Raw genomic sequence first — 21,875 nt, forward strand, 5'->3', positions numbered from 1 at the left:
ACGTGAACAAAGCTCAACCGCCCCTGCTGAATGCAACGATCCGTTACCAGTCGCTGGGGCTTGGGCTCTTGGCACTGGTGCTGTTCCTCGCCGGCAATTGGCACCAGGCGATCATCGGTTTCGACTCGCGCTTTGTAGTGTTTGCCCAGGAAATGCTGCGCCATGGGCCGAGCTTTTTCCCCACGACCTACGGCCAGCCGTATGCCGATTACCTGGCGACCTCGACCCTGCTGACCTGGCTGTTGTCCTTGCCGCTGGGCCAGGTCACCAGCCTCAGCGCATGGCTGCCGACGGCCGTCGCCTCGGCATTGATTGTCATCCTGGTGTTTCGTCTGACAGCCCCCTACTCCACGCGATGGGGTGTGCTGAGCATTGCAATGTTGCTGCTCAGCAGCACGTTTATCAGCGAAACCCGTGCGGTCTCCCTGGACCAGATGCTCGCCGCTGTCGCACTGGCGGTGTTCTACCTGGGGTACGCCCATGACCATTTCGGCGCCGCGAAACGCCTGTATTGGGTGTTTCCGCTGCTGATCCTCGGTTTTGCCATTCGCGGGCCGATCGGCCTGGTGATCCCTACCGGCGTGCTGTGCAGCTATTACCTGATCAACCGCCAATGGCGGCAACTGTTCAGCTTTGGCCTGTTCGCACTGGCACTGCTAGGCGCCTGTGTGGGGCTGTTGTTGCTGCTGGCCAAGCTCAGCGGCGGCGAAGTGTTCATGCAGGACGTCATTCGCATGCAGTTCCTCGGCCGCATGGATGGCACCGAAGGTTCCAGCGGCGTGCTGTATTACTTCACCAGTTCCATGGGCAACTACGCGCTGGCTTACCCGGTAGCGCTGCTGGTGCTGTTGGCCATCGTGGCCGGAGGTCGTCGAGCTCCTGACCCGGCGTTGAAGCTGGTGCTCTACTGCGCGGCGGCAGGTTTGCTGGTAATGCTCGGGCTGTCGGTACCGCAAGCCAAAAAAGCACGTTATATCCTGCCGATGTTGCCGATGGCGGCCATCATCGCCGCGTACCCTTTCCAGGTGACTCAAGGACGACTCTTCGCCGGGTTGCGCGGTTTGATGCTGGGCATCTGGACGCTGTTGCCGGCGCTGTTGGCCATCGGCCTGGTGGTTGCACGCAAGCGTTACCCGGCGGAGCTGGACAGCCTGGGCCCGATCTTCACGGTACTGGGTGTGCTCCAGGTGTTGGCACTGGTGACGTTGGCCAAGGCTCGCCTGCGTCCGTTCGGTCCGGCGCTGGCTGCGGTGCTGGCCATTTGGACGACCTACATTGTGGTGGTCGAGCCATTGGAGCGTTCGCTCTATGACACGCGCAGCTTCACCCTTGCGGCCAAAGCCCGGATCCTGGAGCAGCCGGCTCCGCTGGTATTGCATGGCTTGGGTAAAGACGCCAAGGCCATCAAGTTCATGGTCAACTTTGATTGTGACAAGGTGCCGTTGTTTACCCAGCTGCCTGCGGAACTGGCATTGATCCAGGCACCCGCCTGGTTAGTGATGAGCCAGGCGGACTTCGAAAGCTTGACGGAACCACGCCTGCGCTCGATCACACCGACCTTCATTGGGGCATTCGACAAGAACCCCTATGTGCTGCTGCATCTGGCAAAAACGTCGCCGCCTTGATGACGTTTCCAAAGGTCCCGTAAGAAACAACGCCCACTCCCTGAGGAGTGGGCGTTTTTCATTATGCCCACCAAGAAAACACCTACGGTGCTTTGCGTAACGGCCGGGGCACTGTCCCTTCCGGCGGCTGGGTCCCAAATGTAGACTCGCTTGCCAAGTGCATAACTATCTACTACCCCGCCATCCCGGCAGACGGGTCTTAACGCCCGGTATAACAACAAGGACGCTGTAGGCCACTCGACACACAGTGGCGTACTCAATGAGAGGGCAATGCCGTGCGAGAGGATCTATTGCATATACCGGTACCGAGGCTGGACCGGCTGATGGGGCTGCGTGATGCGCTGGTGGCGTTGAAAGGGCCGTTGGCCGACGACCCGGTGTTGCGGGAGGACCTGCAAAAGCGCTTGTTCAACGAAGAAGCTTACCGCCGCGTGTTGGGCGGCACCGGTACCCCGGCCGGGTACAAAGCGCCCTCGATCCGTTACGACGAGGTGCTTTGACTGCATTAATTCTGCACTCAACCTTCATCAATATGCATTGGCGTCATTGTATCAAGGCAGGCAAACTGCGCAGGTTCCTCCCCCCACGTTCTGGAACGTTCCGAAGGCTTTTCCTGAAAACCAGGCAGGCCTTTTTTTTCGCCCGCTGTTTACGGACCCATTTTAAATGCTCGCTCGCTGGTTACCCGCTGCAATCAATACCCGACCCGCTGAATGGAGTCGCGCCGCTATCGGCATGGCCTTGGGCACGCTGCTCAGCGTGTGGATGTGCGCCCAGGTGTTTGGCATGGAAGTCGCCTTGCATCTGCTGGGGCCGCTGGGCGCCTCCGCCGTGCTGTTGTTTGCCGTATCGTCGGGGGCGCTGGCCCAGCCATGGTCAATCATCGGCAGTTACCTGTGTGCCGCTGTCGTAGCGCTACTGGTGGCCCGCGTATTGGGGCGTACGTTGGGCAGTGCCTGCCTCGCGGCGGGCATGACCGTTGTGCTGATCTGCTGGCTGCGTTGCCTGCACCCACCCGCCGGTGGCCTGGCGATGACGCTGGTACTGGCTGACCCGGCCTCCATCGCCCTCGGCTGGCAGGAACTGGGGGCCGTCTTGCTCGGCGCGGGCGCGCTGCTGGCGTGCGCACTGGCCTACAACAATGCCACCCGTACGCGTTATCCCAAAGGGTTGGCCGAGTCGCCCATAGCGGTGGCGAGCAGCGCTGCCCAAGTGATCGACCCCATGATCAGCGCGGCAGACCTGAAGCTCGCCCTGGCCGAAATGGAGCAGTTTTACGACGTTGAACCCACTGAGCTCGAACAACTGATTCACGCGGCCCAGAGCCATGCACGACGGCGCAGTATCGGCGAAGTCCTCGCCAATCGCCCGGGGTGATCGCTGCTGCATAAATGCAAAAACGACCTGCAGGATTCCGGGTTGTACTGGGCAAATTTGCACTGGTACGATCACGAGATGATTCGCCCGCGAATATCTTGATAAAGAACAATAAAAGCAGGGAGTTAGAGATGACTGCTCAGGTTTCATCCGAAGCATGCAGCGCTGATGGTCTTCAGGAGGAGGTAGTGATCGAGGTCCGCAACCACATTGGTCACCTCACCCTCAATCGCCCCGAAGGCTTGAATGCCATTACCCTGAACATGGTGCGGCGCCTGACGTCGCAATTGCAGGCATGGGCCGATGACCCGCAGGTATTCGCCGTGGTACTGCGCGGTGCGGGCGAAAAAGCTTTCTGCGCCGGGGGCGACATCCGCTCCCTGTATGACAGCTTCAAGAGCGGCGACACCCTGCACGAAGACTTCTTCGTCGAGGAATACGCCCTCGACCTGGCTATCCACCGCTACCGCAAACCCGTGCTCGCGCTTATGGACGGCTACGTCCTGGGCGGCGGCATGGGCCTGGTGCAAGGCGCGGACCTGCGCGTAGTCACCGAACGCAGCCGCCTGGCGATGCCCGAGGTGGCCATCGGTTACTTCCCGGACGTGGGTGGCAGCTATTTCCTGTCGCGTATTCCCGGTGAACTGGGGGTTTACCTCGGCGTCACCGGGATCCAGATCCGCGCAGCCGACGCCCTGTATTGCGGCTTGGCCGACTGGCACCTCGACAGCGCCAGGCTGGCCGAACTGGACCAGCAGCTCGATAACCTGAAATGGCACGACTCCCCGCTCAAGGATCTGCAAGGCGTACTTGCCAAGCTCGCGGTACAGCAATTGCCCGATCCGCCACTGGCGGCCTTGCGCCCCGCCATCGACCATTTTTTCGCATTGCCGGACATACCCAGCATTGTCGAGCAACTGCAAGCCGTGACCGTCGCCGATAGCCACGAGTGGGCGCTGACCACCGCCAACCTGATGCAAACCCGTTCGCCGCTGGCGATGGCCGTCACCCTGCAAATGCTGCGCCGTGGTCGTCATCTGCCGCTGGAACAGTGCTTTGCACTGGAGTTGCACCTGGATCGACAGTGGTTCGAACGAGGCGACCTGATCGAAGGCGTGCGCGCCCTGATCATCGACAAAGACAAGGCCCCTCGCTGGAACCCTGCGACACTCCACGACCTGGACAGCCGCCACGTCGAGAGCTTTTTCCACCACTTCATGCAAGTTGCGAGATAAGCCATGCAAGATCTTGAATACACTGAAGAACAAGTGATGATCCGCGACATGGCCCGCGACTTCGCCCGTGGTGAAATCGCCCCGCATGCGCAGGCATGGGAGAAAGCCGGCTGGATCGACGACACGCTGGTGGCGAAGATGGGCGAATTGGGCCTGCTGGGCATGGTGGTCCCGGAAGAATGGGGCGGCACCTATGTCGACTACGTCGCCTATGCCCTGGCGGTGGAGGAAATCTCCGCCGGCGATGGCGCCACGGGCGCACTGATGAGTATCCATAATTCAGTGGGTTGCGGGCCAATCCTCAACTTCGGCACACAAGCACAGAAACAGACGTGGCTGCCTGCCCTTGCCAGCGGCCAGGCGATTGGCTGCTTCTGCCTGACCGAGCCGCAGGCCGGTTCCGAAGCCCATAACCTGCGCACCCGTGCTGAATTGCGCGACGGTCAGTGGGTGATCACCGGCGCCAAGCAGTTTGTCAGCAATGGCAAGCGTGCCCAGTTGGCCATTGTCTTTGCAGTGACCGACCCGGACCTGGGCAAGAAAGGTATTTCGGCGTTCCTGGTGCCCACCGATACGCCCGGCTTTGTCGTCGACCGCACCGAGCACAAGATGGGCATTCGCGCCTCGGACACCTGTGCCGTGACGCTCAACCAGTGCACCGTGCCCGAGGCCAACCTGCTGGGTGAGCGCGGTAAGGGCCTGGCCATTGCGCTGTCCAATCTCGAAGGCGGCCGTATCGGTATTGCCGCCCAAGCCCTAGGTATCGCCCGTGCCGCATTTGAGGCGGCGCTGGCCTATGCCCGCGATCGTGTGCAATTCAACAAAGCGATCATCGAGCACCAGAGCGTGGCCAACCTGCTGGCCGATATGCAGACCCAACTCAATGCCGCTCGCTTGCTGATCCTGCATGCCGCACGCCTGCGCAGTGCCGGCAGGCCCTGTCTGTCGGAAGCCTCGCAAGCCAAGCTGTTTGCCTCGGAAATGGCGGAAAAGGTCTGCTCCTCGGCGATGCAGATACACGGCGGGTATGGCTATCTAGAAGATTACCCGGTGGAGCGTTACTACCGGGATGCGCGGATCACGCAGATTTATGAAGGCACCAGCGAGATTCAGCGGATGGTGATTGCACGGGAACTGAAGAACTACCTGCTCTAACCGACACACACAAAACAGTGGGAACGGGCTTGCCCGCTCCCACACTTCGCTAGGGTTTCCTCAGGGAAAACCGTATTACTTGTCCTTGAACTCCGGCGCACGCTTGCCCACAAACGCGGCCATGCCTTCCTTCTGATCCTGCGTCGCGAACGCCGCATGGAAGACGCGGCGCTCGAAGCGCACGCCTTCGGACAGGCTCACTTCAAACGCACGGTTCACACTTTCCTTGACCATCATGCTGATCGGCACCGATTTGCCGGCAATCAGCGCCGCTACTTTCAGTGCTTCTTCCAACAGCTCATCGGCCGGCACCACACGTGCCACGATCCCGCAACGCTCCGCTTCGACGGCATCGATGAAACGTCCGGTCAGGCACATTTCCATTGCCTTGGCCTTACCCACCGCACGGGTCAGGCGCTGAGTGCCGCCCATGCCGGGCAGCACGCCGAGGTTGATTTCCGGTTGGCCGAACTTGGCGCCGTCACCGGCGAGGATAAAGTCGCACATCAACGCCAGCTCGCAGCCGCCGCCGAGGGCGAAGCCGTTAACCGCGGCGATGATCGGCTTGCGGCGGTTGGCCACGCGGTCGCTGTCGCTGAACAGGTCGTCCAGGTAGATCTGCGGGTAGGTCAGCTCGGCCATTTCCTTGATATCGGCACCGGCGGCGAAGGCTTTTTTCGAACCGGTCAACACGATGCAACCAATGTTCGGGTCGGCTTCCAGGCCATCCAGCGCCTGGTTCAATTCGCGGACCAGCTGCGCGTTCAAGGCGTTCAGGGCTTGCGGGCGATTGAGGGTAATCAGCCCGACGCGGCCCTGGGTTTCGAGCAAGAGGGTTTCGTAACTCATGTATCGGCTCCTTAAAGATTGCGTGAGATGACCATGCGTTGAATATCGCTGGTGCCTTCGTAGATCTGGCAGACCCGCACATCGCGGTAGATCCGCTCCAGGGGGAAGTCGCTCAGGTAACCGTAACCGCCCAAGGTTTGCAAGGCGGCCGAGCAGACTTTTTCGGCCATTTCCGAGGCAAACAGCTTGGCCATGGAAGCTTCCACCAACGCCGGCTTGCCACTGTCGCGCAGGGCGGCGGCGTAATGCACCATCTGCCGGGCCACAGCGATTTGCGTGGCCATGTCGGCCAGACGGAACGCCACGGCCTGATGCTCAATCAGCGCTTTGCCAAAGCTTTCGCGTTCACGCGCATAGTCGCGTGCCGCTTCAAACGCAGCACGGGCCATGCCCACCGATTGCGAGGCGATGCCCACCCGGCCACCTTCGAGGTTGGCCAGGGCGATCTTGTAGCCTTCGCCCTCCTCGCCCAGACGGTTGCCCACCGGAACCTTCACGTCTTCGAACAGGATCTGGCAGGTGTCGGAGGCGTGCTGGCCGAGTTTGTCTTCGACCCGCGCGACCGTGTAGCCCGGTGAATCGGTCGGCACGATGAATGCGCTGATCCCGCGCTTACCGGCGGCCGGGTCGGTGACCGCAAACACGATCACGATGCCGGCGTTCTGCCCGGAGGTAATGAACTGTTTGCAGCCGTTGAGCACGTAATGATCGCCTTCAAGGCGCGCGCGGGTTTTCAGGCTGCTGGCGTCGGAGCCGGCCTGGGGTTCGGTCAATGCGAAGGCGCCGAGCATGGCGCCGCTGGCCAGCGGTTTGAGGAATTGCTCTTTCTGCTGGTCGTTGCCGAACGTGAGAATCGGCACGCAGCCCACCGAGTTGTGCACGCTCATGATGGTCGAGCAGGCACCGTCACCGGCGGCAATTTCTTCCAGGGCCATCGCATAAGCGAGGTAGCCCGTGTCGCAACCGCCCCACTGCTCCGGCACCAGCATGCCGAAAAACCCCAGCTCGGCCATTTCGCCGATGGCCTGCTTGGGAAAACGGTGTTCGCGGTCCCACTCGGCGGCGAAGGGTTTCAAGCGTTCCTGGGCAAATTGCCGGGCCGCGTCGCTGATTTGTACGTGTTCTTCATTGGGCAGCATATAGCGTCCTCACATCAGGCATTCGACGGCCATGGCCGTGGCTTCACCACCGCCGATACAGATGGCGGCAACACCGCGCTTGAGCCCGTTCTGGCGCAGCGCCGAGAGCAGGGTCACCAGGATCCGCGCGCCGGACGCGCCGATCGGGTGCCCCAGGGCGCAGGCGCCGCCGTGGATGTTGACCTTGCTGTGGGGGATTTCCAGCTGACTCATGGTGACCAGGCTGACCACCGCAAAGGCTTCGTTGATCTCGAACAGGTCGACATCCGCCAGGTTCCAACCGGTCTTGCTCATCAGCTTGCGAATAGCCCCCACCGGCGCCACTGGAAACAATCCCGGCTCATCGGCAAACGCCGCATGCCCATGAATCACGGCCAGCGGCTTGAGGCCACGCTTGTGGGCTTCGGACTGACGCATCAGCAGCAAGGCCGCCGCGCCATCGGAAATCGAACTGGAGTTGGCTGCCGTGACCGTGCCGCCCTCGCGGAACGCCGGTTTCAGGCTGGAAATCTTGTCCAGTTTGGCTTTGGGCGGTTGTTCGTCATGCAGGATGGTTTTCTGTTCTTTGCCCACGGTGACCTGCACCGGGACGATCTCGGCGACGAAGTTGCCACGGGTGATCGCTTCCTGGGCACGGGTCAGCGAGGCGATGGCAAAGGCATCCTGGGTTTCCCGGGTAAAACCGTTGTGCTCGGCGCAGTCCTCGGCAAAGGTGCCCATCAGACGGCCTTTGTCATACGCGTCTTCCAGGCCATCGAGGAACATGTGGTCGAGCACCTTGCCGTGCCCCATGCGGTAGCCACTGCGTGCACGGTCCAGCAGGTAGGGCGCGTTGGACATGCTTTCCATGCCGCCAGCGATTACTACATCGACGCTGCCGGCCACCAGCGAATCGTGGGCGAGAATGGTTGCTTCCATGCCCGAGCCGCACATTTTGTTGAGGGTGGTGCAGCGGGTGGCCTTGTCCAACCCGGCCCCCAGCGCGGCCTGGCGCGCGGGTGCCTGGCCGAGACCGGCCGGCAGCACGCAGCCGAACAGCACTTCATCCACTGCATCGCTGGCAATCCCGGCACGCTCGACGGCGGCTCGAATTGCGGCGCTGCCCAGTTGTGGCGCGGTCAGGCCTTTGAGGTCGCCCTGGAAACCGCCCATGGGCGTACGCACGGCACTGACAATGACAATCGGATCAGTCATGGGAATACTCCTTACTTGGCAGCCATGCGCAAGGCACCGTCGAGACGGATCACCTCGCCGTTGAGCATGCTGTTTTCAATGATGTGACGTACCAGGGCCGCGTATTCGGCCGGTTTGCCCAGGCGCGGCGGGAATGGCACGCCGGCGGCCAGGGAGTCGCGGACTTCCGGGGTCATGCCGGCCATCATGGGGGTTTCGAAAATACCCGGGGCAATGGTCATGACCCGAATGCCGAAGCGTGCCAACTCGCGGGCGGCGGGCAAGGTCAGGCTGGCGATGGCGCCTTTGGAGGCAGAATACGCCGCCTGGCCGATCTGCCCGTCAAAGGCGGCCACCGAGGCCGTGTTGATGATCACCCCGCGCTCACCCTCGGCATTCGCCTCGGTTTCAGCCATGGCCGCAGCAGCCAGGCGCAGCAGGTTGAAGCTGCCGATCAGGTTGACGTTGATCACCTGGGCAAAACTGGCCAACCCGTGGGGGCCGTTCTTGCCGAGGATTTTCTCGCCGCGAACCACGCCGGCGCAGTTCACCAGCCCATGCAACTGGCCAAACGCTGCGACGGCAGCCTGCACGGCGGATTGAGCAGCGTCTTCCTGGCTGATATCCGCCACGGCGCAACGGGCGTTATCCCCCAGTTGTCGGGCCTTGGCGGCGACTGCATCGGCGTTCAGGTCGACCAGCATCACCTTGGCGCCGGCCGCGACCAGCATCTCAGCGGTGGCCGCACCGAGTCCCGAGGCGCCGCCACTGACCAGGAATACCTTGTTTTCAATCTGCATTATTGCTTCCTTAAAGTGGATCAAGCGACCCCGGAATAGTCACTCCAGAGCCGCGCAGCAGCAATGGTCAAAGCCATCAACCTAGCTGACTGGTTTGGCCAATGATTGATCCCGCTGATCAGCCGGTCGGCCCAAGTGATTGGACGTCTTTGCGCGCGGCTTCTAACCTGAGCGCCTGCGCCGCCGAAGAAGTCTTGCCGCGATGATCGTGCGTTCCAAACCCAATCTGCTGGGTATCCTGTTTTCCCTCAAAGGCTCGATTGCCAAGCGCATTGCTCTGCGCAGCCTGTTGGTGACCCTGCTGGCCTCCGTGATCGTGCTGGTGGAAACCCTGCACCCCGCGTACTTCTCCAAGGTCAATGCCACGCCCTTCACGCTGCTGGGGCTATCGCTGTCGATCTTCATGAGCTTTCGCAACAACGCCTGCTATGACCGTTGGTGGGAAGGCCGCAAGCAGCTTGGGCAAATGATCATTGAGGTGCGCTCGCTGATCCGCGAAACCCAGGTGCTGGGTGACAGGCCGGAGCGGGCCGACCTCTTGCGTGGCGCGTGTGGTTTTGCCCATGGGCTTGTGGCGCGTTTGCGTCGTGAAGATGAAGCCCAGGCGATACAGCCCTGGATGCGTGTGGACGCCAACCACCCCAACGCTCCCGACAGCGTGCTGCAAAGCCTCGGCTCAGGTTTTTCCGAGCTGGCCCGGCGTGGCGTGATCAGCGACTGGCGCTACACCCAGTTGGAGACACGCCTGGTCGGGTTGAGCCAGGTCCAGGCATCCTGCGAGCGGATCAAACACACACCGCTGCCCTTCCCTTACACGCTGTTGTTGCACCGCACCATCTACCTCTTCTGCATTCTGCTGCCGTTCGCCATGGCCGAACCGCTGGGATGGCTCACACCGGTGTTCACTGCCATCGTCAGCTACACCTTCTTCGGCCTCGATGAAATCGGTGACGACCTCGAAGATCCTTTTGGCTTCGACGAAAACGACCTGCCGTGCAATGCGCTCGTACGCACCCTGGAGCGCGAGATCCTTGCCGCGCTGGGCGAAACCGACTTACCGCCGGCCCTGGAGCCGGTTGACTATGTGTTGACCTGATGCGGGTTTGACACCCGCCTTGGTCTGACCGAAGCTGATGGCTTTGCAATAGCTGCCCGGACGCCTGCATGTCAAAGTCACGCCGTTACTCCATCGTCGGCCTGTGCGCCCTGTTGTTGATTGTGTCGATCACCTGGTATTTCTCCCGCACCACTCAGGTCGCCGTGCCGCCTGCGATTGCCCATGGCTATGGCAAAGCGCTGAAACAGGCGCACAACGGTGAACCCGGGGCCGCGCGCGTGTTGTACCAACAATTGGGGCGCCCCGACCTCTCACCCGAACGCCGTGCCGCCCTGCACGTCGAACTGCCCAACTACCCCAGCCCCCAGGCGCTGAAGCTCGCCGACAAGGACCTGGCCAATGAATCGCCGCTGGTACGCGAAGCGGCGATTCACAGCATCGTCGGTCTGGTGCCCACCGGCCAGCGCACATTGCTGCTGGGCCCGGTACTCGAAGACCCGGAACAGAGCGTACGTTTTGCCGCCGCGAACGCCTTGCTCGGCCTGTCGCCGGACACCCTGGGCCTGTACTTCGGCCCACTGCAGCAAGTGCTCGACGAATTCGTGAAACACCTCAAGACTCAGCCCGAAACGGCCGAAGCCTGGATTCAACTGGCGCGTCTGTACATCCACAGCGCCCTGCTGCCGGAAGCGCAGAATGCCCTGGAACAGGCCATGCGCCTGCAGCCGGACAATCTGCAAGCCGTGGTGGCGCAGATCGAGTTGCTGGACAAGCAAGGCAAAACCGATGAGTCCCGCCAGTTGCTGGCGCGACAATTGGCCGAGCACCCGGAGTCAGCCTACTTGCAACACGCCCTGGGCATGTGGCTGTTGCACCATGGTGAGCGCCCTTATGCCCTGCTCGGCTTATCCAAGGCGGTGGAGCTAGAACCGGACAATCAGGATTACCGCTACGACCTGGCCACCACCCTGCACGCCCAGGAGGAACTCGAGGCGGCCCAGCGACAGTTGGAGGAGATCGTTCAGCGTCACCCCGCCAACCGTAAGGCGCGGGTGTTGCTGGTCAACTACTGGAAGGAAAGTGGCCAGTTGCAAAACGTCCAGGTGCTGCTGGCACAGCTCGAACAGCAGAACCCGGACGATCCGGCGCTACAGCAAGGCCTCTGACCTGGCAACAAAAATGTGTAAAAACAGCGACTACGTCCACAAATACTTCAAACCGTTGAACCGCCACAGGCCCGCGACGGTCAAGTAAATATCGCACGCTCAAAGCAGCGCGCACTTACTTGTACGTGACCTGAGGGCAATCCTTGTCTACATCCAACGCGCTGTTCAGTGAAAAGGCGGCCACTGGCATCGAAGGTCTTGATGACATTCTCGCCGGCGGTCTTTCGCGCAGCCACCTGTTCCTGCTGGAAGGTGAACCGGGCACAGGAAAAACCACCGTTGCACTGCAGTTCCTGCAGGCCGGTGCAAAACAAGGCGAGCGTTCGCTGTATATCACCCTTTCCGAAACCGAGCGTGAATTGCGCCAGGGTGCCGAATCCCATGGTTGGCAGCTGGATGACAATATCCATATCTTCGAACTGACGCCGCCGGAAAGCCTGCTCAATGCCGAACAACAGCAGAGCCTGCTGTACTCCTCGGACCTTGAACTGGGCGAGGCTACGCGGCAGATCTTCGAGGTGGTCGAGCGCGTCAAACCCTCGCGGGTGGTGATCGACAGCCTGTCGGAGATCCGCCTGCTGGCTCAAAGCTCGCTGCGCTATCGCCGACAGATTCTGGCGATCAAACATTACTTCGTGCACTTTGACACTACGGTCTTGCTGCTCGACGACCTGACCACCGAGGCATTGGACAAAACCGTGCACAGCGTGGCCCACGGGGTTATCCGCCTGGAAGAACTCAACCCGAACTATGGTGCCGAACGCCGACGCGTCCGGGTGATTAAATACCGTGGGCAGAAGTATCGCGGCGGTTTTCATGATTTCACCATCCTGCAGGACGGTGTGCATGTATTCCCCAGGCTGATCGCTGCCGAGCACCGCGCCGGTTATGTACGTCAAACCTTGACCAGCAACATCAAAGAACTCGATGCATTGCTGGGCGGTGGTATTGAAACCGGCTCAAGCACCCTGATTCTCGGCCCCTCCGGCACGGGCAAATCGCTGATCTCATTTGTTTTCGCCACGGCGGCGGTGGCCCGGGGCGAGAAGGCGGCGCTGTTTATCTTCGATGAGGAGCTGGGGCTGCTGTTCGAACGCATGCGGCAGTTGGACATTGACCTTGAAGCGCTGCAAGCCACCGGCAATCTGTTGATTGAGCAGGTGGACGCCGCTGAACTCACGCCTGGCGAGTTCTCCCATCGCGTACGGCGTTGCGTGGACGAACGTGGCATCAAAACGGTGGTGATCGACAGTCTGAACGGCTACGAAGCAGCAATGCCGGAAGAGAACGCGCTGATCCTGCACATGCACGAGTTGTTGCTGTACCTCAATCGTCGAGGCGCGGCAACGTTCATGACCGTCGCACAACACGGCCTGGTCGGGGACATGCAGGCGCCGGTGGATATTACCTACCTGGCCGATACCGTTATTTTGCTGCGTTACTTCGAAGCCATCGGCAGGGTTCGTCGTGCTATCTCGGTCATCAAGAAAAGGACCGGCGCCCATGAGTCGACCATCCGCGAGTACCGCATCAGCAAAGAGGGCATGACTATTGGCGCCCCCTTGGACAATTTCCAGGGCGTGCTGCGTGGTATCCCCACTTATGTCGGCACAGCCGGTCCGCTGCTTGAGGATAAGGGCCAGTGACAGATTCTTCACCGGTCTCAGAGCGCGCGATCATTCTGGCGCCACTGGGTCGGGATAGTGCATTGGCCTTGCAGATGCTCAACGAGGCCAACTACGGCGGCATTATTGCCGGCAGCCTGGGCGCCCTGTGCGAGGAATTGGAGCAAGGCGCCGGGCTGTTGATTATCGCCGCCGAAGCGCTGCGCGGGGTCGAGCTGGACCCATTGGTCGACTATCTCGCCCAGCAACCGTCCTGGTCCGATTTACCCATTGTGCTGATGACCCGCCACGGCGGCACCGAGCGCAATGGCTCAGCGCACTTGAGTGCGCTGTTGGGCAACGTGACGTTCCTGGAACGGCCTTTCCATCCGGTGACCTTGATCAGCCTGGTCAGCGCAGCCTTGCGCGGCCGGCGACGGTAATATGAGGCGCGCGACCGGCTGATCGAGTTGAGTGCGAGCGAGCGGCGCCTGCAAATCACCCTGGAGTCCCTCGAACAGCAAGTGGAAGAGCGCACGGCTCAGTTGCGCCATAACGAAGACGCCCTGCGGCAGTCGCAAAAAATGGAAGCGGTGGGCCAATTGACGGGCGGTATCGCCCACGACTTCAACAACATGCTCACCGGCATCATCGGCAGCCTCGAGATGCTGCGCAGGCGCGTTTCCCGGGGCAAGCTGGATGACCTCGACAGCCTGATCGATCTGGGTGTCACCTCAGCCAACCGCGCGGCCAGCCTGACTCACCGCCTGCTGGCCTTTTCCCGCCGCCAATCGCTGGACGCCAAACCCGTCGACATCAACCAGTTGGTGAGTTCGATGGGGGAGTTACTTAAACGCAGCATTAACGAAAGCATCGTCCTGGACATGCGCCTGTCCGCCGACTTGTGGACCGCGGAAGCCGACCCCAACCAATTGGAAAGTGCCCTGCTCAACCTGGTGATCAATGCGCGGGATGCCATGCCAGCGGGCGGCAGGCTAGTGGTGGAAACCACCAATCGCCACCTCGACAGCGTGTTTACCGCCGCATACGGCACCTTGGAACCCGGTGACTATGTGGAGTTGAGCGTCAGCGACACGGGCTGTGGTATCCCGGAGGGCCTGATTAACCGGGTGTTTGACCCGTTTTTCACGACCAAACCCATCGGCCAGGGCACCGGCCTGGGTTTGTCGATGATTTACGGTTTTGCCCGCCAATCCCACGGCCATGTGACGATTCACAGCGAGGTGGATAAAGGCACGACCGTGAGTTTGTTCCTGCCCCGATTCCTCGGTGAAATCACTCAGGCCGAGGCATCCGACCCTGCTCTGCTGCCGGTTGCCGGCGCGGAAGAAACCGTATTGATTGTCGAGGACGACCCGGCCGTACGTGTGCTGGTCAGCACGGTGCTCAAAGAACTGGGCTACGCCTTTGTTGAAGCGGGGGATGCCCCCAGTGTCCTGCCGATCATTGAGTCGGACCAACGCATCGACTTGATGATCAGCGACGTCGGTTTACCGGGCATGAACGGCCGGCAGTTGGCCGAGATCGGTCGACAGATCAGGCCGGGGCTCAAGGTGCTGTTCATTACCGGGTATGCCGAGCATGCGGCGGTGCGTGGCGGGTTTCTCGATCCCGGGATGCAATTGATCACCAAGCCGTTCACGTTCGACATGCTGACGGCGAAGGTGCGCGAGATGATCAACATTCGGCCCCAGGAGTAAGTCGCGGCTGAGCCCGCGACGACAGGACGGTCATCACGGGCAGCGCTTATTGGGGCTGGTTGTGAGGCGGCTCCTGCCTGGAAACAGGATGGGGTCTACGCGACGTACCCTTTTATCAAGCCAGCAACTGCTGGATGTGTTCCTGCAGGGTATCGAGGTCGAACGGCTTGGCCAGGATCGGTGCGTTACGCGTGATCGGGCTGTTGCAGTCGCGTATTTCCTGCGGGTAGCCGCTGATAAAGATCACTTTCAGCTCAGGGCGCAGCTTGATGGCGGGCTCGGCGATCTGCACCCCGGAAATCCCGCCCGGCAGTCGGTAATCGGTCACCATCAGGTCCAGGTGCGGCTTGGTCGCGAGGATCTCGAAAGCCTGCTCGCCATCGGTCGCTTTCAAGACCCGATAGCCCAGCCCGCCCAGGTATTCACCCAGTACGAACATAATGGATTCGTCGTCCTCGACGATCAGAACGACATCTTGCGCATCTTCACTCATGGGAAGCCTTTGTCCGGTCAATTGCTGCAGTTACGACCATGGGGTCACGCAGAGGTTGCGTCGAGGTGACGATTGATTTCATGCCGGCGCTGCCAATGGCAGGCAGACGCGAAACAAGGCGCCCTCGCCTATCCGGCTTTCCACTTCGATGGCACCGCCGTGCGCCGCAACGATCTGCTCGGAAATGAATAATCCCAGGCCGAGGCCGGCGGCCACCTGGCTGGCCGAGACGCGCTCGAACTGCTGGAAAATACGTTTCTGATTCTCTTCGCTGATACCGATGCCATGGTCGCGCACTTCTACCCGCGCCTCGCCATGCTCGGTGTACACCCGCACCTCTACCGGGCTCTTGGCCCCGTAGCGCAGGGCGTTGGTCAACAGATTGGTGACCACCTGTTCAATGCGGAACTCATCCCAGTTGCCCTCGACGGGCCCTTCACTCACCCATTGCAATGTCGAGCCGGCTGCCGCGACCTGCGGTGCGAAGTTTTCCACCAGGTCGCCCACCAGCCGGGCCAGGTCGAAGCGTGCCGGTCGAATCGAGAGTTTGCCGGTACGGATACGCGACACGTCGAGCATGTCTTCGATCAGGCGAATCAGGCTTTTGATTTGCCGCTCGTCGCGGTCGACCATGGCGTGCATCTTGTCCAGGGTGAACGCATCGGCATTCTCCCGAGCCAGGTGCATCTTGCGCAGCTGGGTTTCCAGGATCAGCCCATTGAGGGGCGTACGCACTTCGTGAGCGACGATCGACATGAAGTCATCACGCATGCGCACCGCCTGCTCCAACTCCGCCTGAGTGGCCTGCAGGCGCGCCAGCAGCAGCTCCTGTTCCCGTCGGCTCTGTTCCAGGGCTTCGACTTGCAGCTTCATGGCCTTGCTCTGGCGATACAGGTCGACGAATACGTTGACCTTGCTCTTCACCGCATGGATATCCAGCGGCTTGTGCAAGAAGTCCACCGCGCCGCTTTCATAGCCCGTGAAGGCATAGTTGAGTTCACGGCCGGCGGCGCTGACGAACACAATTGGGATGTTCTTGGTCTTCTCGGTGCCGCGCATCATTTCAGCCAGCTCGAAGCCATTCATGCCGGGCATCTGTACGTCGAGAATCGCCAGGGCGAACTCGTGTTCCAGCAGCAGGGACAACGCCTGGTCGGCGTTCAAGGCCTTGAAGACCTGACGGTCCTCACGCTTGATCAGCGCTTCGAGGGCCAGCAGGTTTTCCGGCAGATCATCAACGATCAGCAGTTTGGCCTGGACAGTACTTAACATGAGGATTTTTCCAGGGTAGCCAGCAATGAGCTTATGTGGCTCAAAGTAAGAATATGGTCAGGTGTATGCAGTGACAGGGCCGCCAGGGGCATCACGGCAATCCGGGCTTCCGTGGGGTCCTGTACCACGGTGGTGCCGCCCGACCGCTTGACGTGGGCCAGCCCCAGCGCGCCATCCTGATTGGCGCCGGTCAGGAGAATCGCCAGCAGGCCCTTGCCATAGGCGTCGGCGGCCGAGGAAAACAAGTAATCGATGGCCGGCCGGGAGTGGAACACACGGTCTTCCTGGCTCAGTGACAGGCTCCGGTCCTGTTCCACGGACAGGTGGTAGCCGGGCCCGGCGAAATACAACGTGCCAGGCTGGATCATTTCCTTGTCCCGCCCTTCACGTACGGGGATGCGCAGGCGTCGCGCAAACACCTCGGCCAATTGGCTGCGACGCTCATCCGGCAGGTGCAGCACGGCGATGATCGGCAGGCCGAAACCCGCGGGTAATTCGCCAAAAATATGCAACAACGCCTCCACACCGCCGGCGGAGGCGCCGACGACGATGGCTTCAATCCCGTGAATCGGGTTGGCGGCAGCGTCGTTCATGATTTCCGGTAGATCCGCTCTTGCTTGACCAACGGCTCGAATTGCTTGCTGTAGGCGGAAAAGTCCAGGGTTTCCTTGCTGCCCAGCACCAGGAAGCCGCGATGACACAGCGACTCATGAAACAATCCAAACGCTCGATCCTGCAATTTTTTATTGAAGTAAATCAGCACGTTGCGACATGAAATTAATTGTGTTTCTGAGAATACACTATCGGTCGCCAAACTGTGATCGGCAAAGGTCACGTTCTCGCGCAGGGTTTTATCGAAAATCGCGTAATCGTAAGCCGCAGTGTAGTAGTCGGCAAATGAACGTTGCCCACCGGCCTGCTGATAGTTCGCCGTATAAGCGCGTACATTCTCCAGGGAGAAAATGCCCTGCTTGGCTTTATCCAGGGAGGCTGGGTTGATATCGGTTGCATAGATGATGGTGCGCTCCAGCAAACCCTCCTCACGCAGCAGGATCGCCATGGAGTACACCTCCTCCCCCGTGCTGCACCCGGCGATCCAGATCTTGATCGACGGGTAGGTTTTGAGCAGCGGCACCACTTCCTGGCGGATCGCCAGAAAGTGTGACGGGTCGCGAAACATCTCGCTCACCGGGATCGTCAGGAACTGCAACAACTGCATGAACGCCGCAGGGTCGTGCAACACCCGCTCCTGCAACGCCGAAATAGTTGCGCAGTCGAACTGGCGCATAGCATGGGCCACGCGGCGTTTGACCGACGCGCCGGAGTAATCGCGAAAGTCGTAGCTGTATTTGAGGTAAATCGCCTCGATCAGCAGGCGCAGCTCAATCTCGCTGCTTTTGTCCAAAAAACTGTGCTCCACTTAAATGCGTTCCATCTTGGGTAGCCACACGCGAATCAGTGAGAACAGGCGATCCAGGTCGATCGGCTTGGCCAGGTAATCGTTGGAACCGGCTGCAAGGCAGCGCTCCTGGTCGTCCTTCATCGCCTTGGCCGTTACCGCAATGATTGGCAGCTTCTTCCAGCGCGGGTCCTGGCGGATCAGCGCGGTGGCCTCGTAACCATCCATCTCCGGCATCATCACGTCCATCAGCACCAGGTCGATATCCTCGACTTCATTGAGCTTGTCGATGGCCTCACGGCCGTTACGCCCGATCACCACCACTGCGCCCTTGTGTTCCAGGGCGCTGGTCAGAGCGAAGATGTTGCGCACATCATCGTCCACCAGCAGGATTTTGCGCCCCTCGAAGACCTTGTCGCGGCTGCGGGCGGTCTTGAGCATCTTCTGGCGATCATGGGACAGCTGGGATTCGACTTTGTGCAGAAAGAGTGTGACTTCATCCAGCAGACGCTCAGGGGAGCGCGCGCCCTTGATGATGATCGAACGCGAGTATTTGCGCAGTTCGGCTTCTTCATCGCGCGTCAGGTTACGCCCGGTGTAGACGATCACCGGCGGGAACGAGCAGATGTCTTCGGTGGCCATGCGTTTGAGCAACTCGTTGCCGTGCATGTCAGGGAGTTTAAGGTCGATGATCATGCAGTCGTAGATGTTGGTGCGCAGCAGGTCCAGTGCCGCCTGGGCGTAGCCGACATCGGTGATCTCGATGTCATCGTCGCCAATCAGGCGGGCAATGCTGTCGCGCTGCAGATCGTCGTCTTCCACCAGCAACACACGCTTGACCTTCTGGGTCAGCTTGGCTTCCAGGCGTGCGAAGACATCCTTGAGCTCTTCGCGCGTCGTGGGTTTGACTGCATAACCGATGGCCCCCATGTGCATGGCAGCCTCAACACGGTCTTCCACGGAAATCACATGCACCGGGATGTGGCGGGTGTTGGCATGTTCCTTTAGGCGCTGCAGCACCGTCAGCCCGGAATGGTCCGGCAGGCGCATATCCAGCAGGATCGCGTCCGGCGTGAATTCCTCGGCCAGGCTGTAGCCTTCGTCCGCACCGTGGGCCACCAGGCAGTGGTAGCCCAGCTCATGGGCCAGGTCGAACAGGATACGCGCAAAATTCGGCTCATCTTCCACCACCAGAATGCACCGCGTGGCAAACGGGGCTTTGTCGCGATCATCGGCGAAGCGCGGAATCTGTTCGGCATCGACCACCGGCAGAGGGGACACCCTGACCGGTACCGGCACAGGTGCAGGCGCCGGCACGGCTTGGCGCAGGGGCTCGATCGGCGGACTGTCTGGCGTGCGTTCCACGTACTGTTCCGGCAGGACCAGGGTGAACACGCTGCCCTTGCCGGGCTCACTGGTCACACTGATATAACCGCCAAGCAAGGTAGCCAGGTCGCGGGAAATCGAAAGGCCCAGGCCGGTACCGCCGTAACGACGGTTGGTGGTGCCGTCTGCCTGGCGGAAGGCTTCGAAGATACTTTCCTGCTGGTCAGGGGCGATACCGATGCCGGAGTCGCGCACGGTGAAGGCAATGCCCTCCCCCGGCGCCTGGGAAACCGACAGGCTCACATCACCCTGTTCGGTGAACTTGATCGCGTTGGACAGCAGGTTTTTGAGGATTTGCTCCAAACGCTGGCGGTCGGTGAACAGCAGGGCCGGCGCGCCTTCAAGTATCTGCGCCTGAAAGCCCAACTTTCGATCAGCCGCCAGTGGTTCAAACATCCCACGCAGGCCATCCACCAAGCGAGCAACGCTGGAGCTCTCGGGGCGCACTTCAAGCTTGCCGGCTTCCACCTTGGAAATGTCCAGGATGTCGTTGATCAAGTTGAGCAGGTCATTGCCCGCCGAATAGATCGATTCGGCAAATTTGACCTGTTCGGCGCTGAGGTTTTCCTGGGGGTTCTCGGCCAGCAACTTGGCCAGGATCAACGAGCTGTTCAGCGGCGTGCGCAGTTCGTGAGACATGTTGGCGAGGAATTCGGACTTGTAGCGGCTGGAGCGCTGCAGCTCCTGGGCGCGGTCTTCGAGTTCCACCTGCGCCTGGTTGAGCTCGATGTTCTTGCGGTCCATGGCGTCGCGCTGCTCGGCGAGCGTCTGGGTCTGTTCGGCCAACTGTTCGTTGGTCTGCTCAAGCTCGGCCTGCTGGGTTTCCAGGTGGGCTTGGGATTCCTTGAGGATACGTGACTGCTCCTCCAACTCTTCGTTGGCGGTCTTGAGCTCTTCCTGCTGCACTTGCAGTTCTTCATTGAGCTGCTGAGTCTCCGCCAGCACCTCCTGCAAGCGCTGGCGGTAGCGGGCGGCTTCGATGGACGTGCCGATATTGTCGGCGATCAGTTCCAGCAACTCGATGTCACGTTCTTCCAGCGAGCGCAGGAAGCCCAGTTCGATCACGCCGTTGACGCGGTCGTCATTACTGGTCGGCACCACCAGCACGCTACGGGCGGGCCCCTGGCCAAGACCGGAGTTGACCTTGAAGTAGTCCACCGGCACATCGTCCAGGCGAATCAGGCGATCCAGCTGGGCGGCCTGCCCAACGATGCCTTCGTCGCTGTAGATCGATTGCTCCTGCTCTTCCTGTTCACGAGAAAAGCCATAGGTGGCCACACGCTTGAGGCCGCCGTGCTCTTCGCGCACGTACAGTGCGGCGACCGCAACCCCGGTGTACTGGGCAAAGAACTGCAGGATGTTGCGTCCCAGCATATTCAGGGTCAGTTGGCCGAGTACTTGTTCAGCCAGTTCGGTCTGGCCATTGCGCAGCCAGGCTTGCTGTTCGAGGCGGCGCGCGATCTTATGCTGCGACTCGAGGGTTGCGTTGTAACTCTTTGATAGAGCAACAAGATTTTTACGGCCGATATACGCCAGGAACGCGCTCAGGCCGAGAACAAAGAGCAGATACAGAGAGACACTGATCACCGTAGTACGGGTGACGTCTTCATTACGGGTGATACGGAACTGCTGCTCCATAGCCACCGCGTCGTCGTACTCCTTGCGAATCTCATCGGTCAGGCGTTTTCCCCGACCCGCCTTCACCGCACCGCGAAAGTCACCGCTGGTGCGCTGCATTTCAATCATCGACTGAGCGTATTGGTTCCACTCGATCTGCAACGCCTCAAGACGCTTGAGACGGTCCACCTGTTGCGGGTTGTCCGACACCAGGTCCTGGAGGTTGCGCAGGTCGGCAACGATGCGTGGCTTGGCCACTTCATAAGGGTCGAGGAAATGCTCGTCGCCGGTGATCAGAAAGCCACGCATGCCGGTTTCCAGATCAACGGTGAGTTTGGAGGCCTCGTTAAGGTTATTGATGACCCGGTCGGTGTGTTCCACCCATCGAATGACTGATAACAAATAAGTGATCAGACACACGAAGAACACCGCACTGAGCACGCCCACAGCTAAAGGCAGCGCAACGTTTCGGCTCAGGAGGTTACGAAAGCTCTTTTCATCGATGGACGACGCAGGTGTCATGGGCATGCCTTGGCCAAGTGCGGAAAAAACGGGAGTTTGCCCCAAACTTGCCCATGAACGCCATTTTTCTACCGCACAACGACGAAAAGGACGACGCAGCTTTTGGAAAAGTCAGGCCGTCGCCCTGTGCATGCGGCGTTCGTCTTACTTCTCTTCACACTTCTTCGCACTCGGTACGGGAACGTCGACGCTCCGCCATTCCACCCAGGTAAGCGCCTTGAGAACAGGGAGGCTCCACCGCAAAGGCGCAACTTCATTCCCATAAAGGTGCTCCTAGATGACAAC

The 21,875-nt window shown here is 60.5% G+C and carries 17 protein-coding genes and 1 pseudogene; 9 read left to right on the forward strand and 9 right to left on the reverse strand.

Annotation, left to right across the window (positions count from 1 at the left end; all coding sequences use genetic code 11):
* Positions 1–2 precede the first annotated feature (2 nt).
* The 5 genes from M5B97_RS00425 to M5B97_RS00445 all read left to right on the forward strand — a co-directional run bounded on the left by M5B97_RS00425 (position 3) and on the right by M5B97_RS00445 (position 5,392).
* Positions 3–1,625 carry a glycosyltransferase family 39 protein gene (locus M5B97_RS00425; RefSeq protein ID WP_248730369.1) on the forward strand — a complete coding sequence of 541 codons (1,623 nt, stop codon included), beginning with the start codon at positions 3–5 and terminating at the stop codon, positions 1,623–1,625.
* Between the two features lie 311 nt (positions 1,626–1,936).
* Positions 1,937–2,125 (forward strand): hypothetical protein, encoded by a 189-nt coding sequence (locus tag M5B97_RS00430; RefSeq protein ID WP_256657084.1) that lies wholly within the window; start codon positions 1,937–1,939, stop codon positions 2,123–2,125.
* Positions 2,126–2,291: 166 nt separating this feature from the next.
* Entirely contained in the window at positions 2,292–3,002 is a 711-nt protein-coding gene (locus tag M5B97_RS00435) for an HPP family protein (RefSeq protein ID WP_248730370.1), read from the forward strand.
* Between the two features lie 131 nt (positions 3,003–3,133).
* Positions 3,134–4,237, forward strand: a complete 1,104-nt coding sequence (locus M5B97_RS00440) for an enoyl-CoA hydratase/isomerase family protein (RefSeq protein WP_248730371.1) — start codon at positions 3,134–3,136, stop codon at positions 4,235–4,237.
* 3 nt (positions 4,238–4,240) lie between these two features.
* Positions 4,241–5,392 (forward strand): acyl-CoA dehydrogenase family protein, encoded by a 1,152-nt coding sequence (locus M5B97_RS00445; RefSeq protein WP_134657258.1) that lies wholly within the window; start codon positions 4,241–4,243, stop codon positions 5,390–5,392.
* A gap of 75 nt (positions 5,393–5,467) precedes the next feature.
* On the opposite strand, the gene M5B97_RS00450 is transcribed toward M5B97_RS00445, so the two are convergent.
* From M5B97_RS00450 to M5B97_RS00465, 4 genes are read right to left on the reverse strand one after another with little or no spacing between them, the layout of a single operon-like run.
* Complete coding sequence (locus tag M5B97_RS00450; RefSeq protein WP_134657259.1) at positions 5,468–6,241, reverse strand: enoyl-CoA hydratase; 774 nt, start codon at positions 6,239–6,241, stop codon at positions 5,468–5,470.
* Between the two features lie 11 nt (positions 6,242–6,252).
* On the reverse strand, positions 6,253–7,380 hold the full coding sequence (locus M5B97_RS00455) for an acyl-CoA dehydrogenase (RefSeq protein WP_134657260.1): 1,128 nt from the start codon (positions 7,378–7,380) through the stop codon (positions 6,253–6,255).
* A 9-nt stretch (positions 7,381–7,389) separates the two neighbouring features.
* Positions 7,390–8,574, reverse strand: coding sequence for an acetyl-CoA C-acyltransferase (locus M5B97_RS00460; RefSeq protein ID WP_248730372.1), 1,185 nt, complete (start codon positions 8,572–8,574; stop codon positions 7,390–7,392).
* Between the two features lie 11 nt (positions 8,575–8,585).
* Positions 8,586–9,353, reverse strand: a complete 768-nt coding sequence (locus M5B97_RS00465; RefSeq protein WP_123718406.1) for an SDR family NAD(P)-dependent oxidoreductase — start codon at positions 9,351–9,353, stop codon at positions 8,586–8,588.
* Between the two features lie 202 nt (positions 9,354–9,555).
* On the opposite strand from M5B97_RS00465, the gene M5B97_RS00470 reads away from it, so the two are divergent.
* The 4 genes and pseudogenes from M5B97_RS00470 (at position 9,556) to M5B97_RS00485 (ending at position 14,901) form a co-directional block, all read left to right on the forward strand.
* Positions 9,556–10,449, forward strand: coding sequence for a bestrophin family protein (locus M5B97_RS00470; RefSeq protein WP_248730373.1), 894 nt, complete (start codon positions 9,556–9,558; stop codon positions 10,447–10,449).
* Between the two features lie 68 nt (positions 10,450–10,517).
* On the forward strand, positions 10,518–11,576 hold the full coding sequence (locus M5B97_RS00475; protein WP_248730374.1) for a tetratricopeptide repeat protein: 1,059 nt from the start codon (positions 10,518–10,520) through the stop codon (positions 11,574–11,576).
* 143 nt (positions 11,577–11,719) lie between these two features.
* Positions 11,720–13,222: an ATPase domain-containing protein gene (locus tag M5B97_RS00480; RefSeq protein WP_248730375.1), complete on the forward strand. Its 1,503-nt coding sequence runs from the start codon at positions 11,720–11,722 to the stop codon at positions 13,220–13,222.
* A pseudogene (locus M5B97_RS00485) lies at positions 13,219–14,901 on the forward strand (ATP-binding protein). Before M5B97_RS00480 ends, M5B97_RS00485 begins: the two are co-directional and overlap by 4 nt.
* A gap of 115 nt (positions 14,902–15,016) precedes the next feature.
* Here the strand turns inward: M5B97_RS00485 and M5B97_RS00490 are convergent.
* The 5 genes from M5B97_RS00490 to M5B97_RS00510 all read right to left on the reverse strand — a co-directional run bounded on the left by M5B97_RS00490 (position 15,017) and on the right by M5B97_RS00510 (position 21,590).
* Positions 15,017–15,394: a response regulator gene (locus tag M5B97_RS00490; RefSeq protein WP_123718411.1), complete on the reverse strand. Its 378-nt coding sequence runs from the start codon at positions 15,392–15,394 to the stop codon at positions 15,017–15,019.
* Between the two features lie 78 nt (positions 15,395–15,472).
* Positions 15,473–16,666 (reverse strand): hybrid sensor histidine kinase/response regulator, encoded by a 1,194-nt coding sequence (locus M5B97_RS00495; RefSeq protein WP_248730376.1) that lies wholly within the window; start codon positions 16,664–16,666, stop codon positions 15,473–15,475.
* Positions 16,660–17,259 (reverse strand): chemotaxis protein CheB, encoded by a 600-nt coding sequence (locus M5B97_RS00500; protein WP_248730377.1) that lies wholly within the window; start codon positions 17,257–17,259, stop codon positions 16,660–16,662. Before M5B97_RS00500 ends, M5B97_RS00495 begins: the two co-directional genes overlap by 7 nt.
* Positions 17,256–18,086 carry a protein-glutamate O-methyltransferase CheR gene (locus tag M5B97_RS00505; RefSeq protein ID WP_177421572.1) on the reverse strand — a complete coding sequence of 277 codons (831 nt, stop codon included), beginning with the start codon at positions 18,084–18,086 and terminating at the stop codon, positions 17,256–17,258. Before M5B97_RS00505 ends, M5B97_RS00500 begins: the two co-directional genes overlap by 4 nt.
* Positions 18,087–21,590 (reverse strand): response regulator, encoded by a 3,504-nt coding sequence (locus M5B97_RS00510; protein WP_248730378.1) that lies wholly within the window; start codon positions 21,588–21,590, stop codon positions 18,087–18,089.
* Positions 21,591–21,875 lie beyond the last annotated feature (285 nt).

This window comes from Pseudomonas sp. MWU13-2517, assembly GCF_023242545.1.
In the GTDB taxonomy this organism is placed as follows: domain Bacteria; phylum Pseudomonadota; class Gammaproteobacteria; order Pseudomonadales; family Pseudomonadaceae; genus Aquipseudomonas.

Coding starts and splice junctions, on each gene's coding strand:
- M5B97_RS00435 (WP_248730370.1), top strand. CDS start 2,292: ATGCTCGCTCGCTGGTTACCCGCTGCAATCAATACCCGACCCGCTGAA.
- M5B97_RS00440 (WP_248730371.1), top strand. CDS start 3,134: ATGACTGCTCAGGTTTCATCCGAAGCATGCAGCGCTGATGGTCTTCAG.
- M5B97_RS00445 (WP_134657258.1), top strand. CDS start 4,241: ATGCAAGATCTTGAATACACTGAAGAACAAGTGATGATCCGCGACATG.
- M5B97_RS00450 (WP_134657259.1), bottom strand. CDS start 6,241: ATGAGTTACGAAACCCTCTTGCTCGAAACCCAGGGCCGCGTCGGGCTG.
- M5B97_RS00455 (WP_134657260.1), bottom strand. CDS start 7,380: ATGCTGCCCAATGAAGAACACGTACAAATCAGCGACGCGGCCCGGCAA.
- M5B97_RS00460 (WP_248730372.1), bottom strand. CDS start 8,574: ATGACTGATCCGATTGTCATTGTCAGTGCCGTGCGTACGCCCATGGGC.
- M5B97_RS00465 (WP_123718406.1), bottom strand. CDS start 9,353: ATGCAGATTGAAAACAAGGTATTCCTGGTCAGTGGCGGCGCCTCGGGA.
- M5B97_RS00470 (WP_248730373.1), top strand. CDS start 9,556: ATGATCGTGCGTTCCAAACCCAATCTGCTGGGTATCCTGTTTTCCCTC.
- M5B97_RS00475 (WP_248730374.1), top strand. CDS start 10,518: ATGTCAAAGTCACGCCGTTACTCCATCGTCGGCCTGTGCGCCCTGTTG.
- M5B97_RS00490 (WP_123718411.1), bottom strand. CDS start 15,394: ATGAGTGAAGATGCGCAAGATGTCGTTCTGATCGTCGAGGACGACGAA.
- M5B97_RS00495 (WP_248730376.1), bottom strand. CDS start 16,666: ATGTTAAGTACTGTCCAGGCCAAACTGCTGATCGTTGATGATCTGCCG.
- M5B97_RS00500 (WP_248730377.1), bottom strand. CDS start 17,259: ATGAACGACGCTGCCGCCAACCCGATTCACGGGATTGAAGCCATCGTC.
- M5B97_RS00510 (WP_248730378.1), bottom strand. CDS start 21,590: ATGACACCTGCGTCGTCCATCGATGAAAAGAGCTTTCGTAACCTCCTG.